The sequence below is a fragment of the Synechococcus sp. H55.9 genome, assembly GCF_047462355.1.
GTDB lineage: Bacteria > Cyanobacteriota > Cyanobacteriia > Thermostichales > Thermostichaceae > Thermostichus.
Genome location: NZ_JANSJB010000023.1, coordinates 10,407 through 11,588 on the forward strand (window position 1 = coordinate 10,407; position 1,182 = coordinate 11,588).

Sequence of the window (1,182 nt, forward strand, 5' to 3'; positions counted from 1 at the left end):
ATGACTTTTAGCTCCACGTGTTCGACCAAGGGCGCCCACACCGAGAAGCGGTAGTGGCCCTGGCCGCAGGGATAGGCGCCAATCCGTTCGACCTGGGAACGCTGAGAGGAAGGGGAACCCTGAAGCACGAAACCCACCTGCACAACTCGGCTTCCACTATAGCGAGGCTTGCTCCCCCAGACATTCGAGGCTCAGGTCTTGGGGTGGGTTGCCGACTCTTCCCTCTGCCATAGTGGAATTGGCCTTTCGCTGCTCCGTCCCTATGTTTAACTACCCGCCCAGCCATCCGGATCCCACCGTTGTCGATGTCTACCATGGGCAGCCGGTGCCGGATCCTTATCGCTGGCTGGAGGATCTGGATTCTGAGCAGACGCGGGCCTGGATCGAGGCGCAAAACCGGCTAACTTTTGACTATCTGCAGCGGATCCCGGCGCGGCAGCGGCTCCTGGAGCGCCTAACCCAACTTTGGAACTACGAAAAATACAGCCAGCCCTTCAAAGAGGGCGGCCGCTACTTCTACTTCAAAAACGACGGCCTGCAAAACCAGAGCGTTCTCTATACCCAAGAAAGCCTGGAGGGCGAAGCCCGGGTTTTGCTGGATCCCAACACCCTCTCACAAGACGGCACCGTGGCCCTCTCAGGCATTGCCATCAGCCGCGACGGGCGCTACCTGGCCTATGGCCTCTCCCGCTCCGGCTCCGACTGGCAGGAGTGGAAGGTGCGGGACATTGCAACAGGAGAAGACCTGCCGGATCACCTGCGCTGGATTAAGTTCTCTGGGGCCAGCTGGACACGGGATGGGCAGGGATTTTTCTACAGCCGCTACGACGAGCCGCCCCCCGGCAGCGAGTACGAAAGCGCCAACTACTTCCAAAAGCTCTACTACCACCGCCTCGGCACCCCCCAGTCGGAAGATGTCTTGGTCTATCACCGCCCCGACCAAAAAGAGTGGGGCTTTGCTGGCGGGGTTACCGAAGATGGCAACTACCTGATCATCTCCGTCTGGCGGGGCACGGATCCCAAAAACCTCCTCTTCTACAAAGACCTACGGGATCCCAACTCGCCGGTGGTGGAGCTCATTTGCGAGTTCCAGGCCGAGTACAGCTTTGTCGGCAACGACGGCTCCCGCTTTTGGCTGCTGACGGACTTCCAGGCTCCGCGGCGGCGACTGGTGGCCCTTGA

1 pseudogene is annotated in these 1,182 nt (G+C 60.2%); it reads left to right on the forward strand.

The features are described 5' to 3' along the window. Positions 1-262: 262 nt before the first annotated feature. Positions 263-1,182: pseudogene (locus tag NW857_RS04920) on the forward strand (S9 family peptidase); the annotation flags it as partial.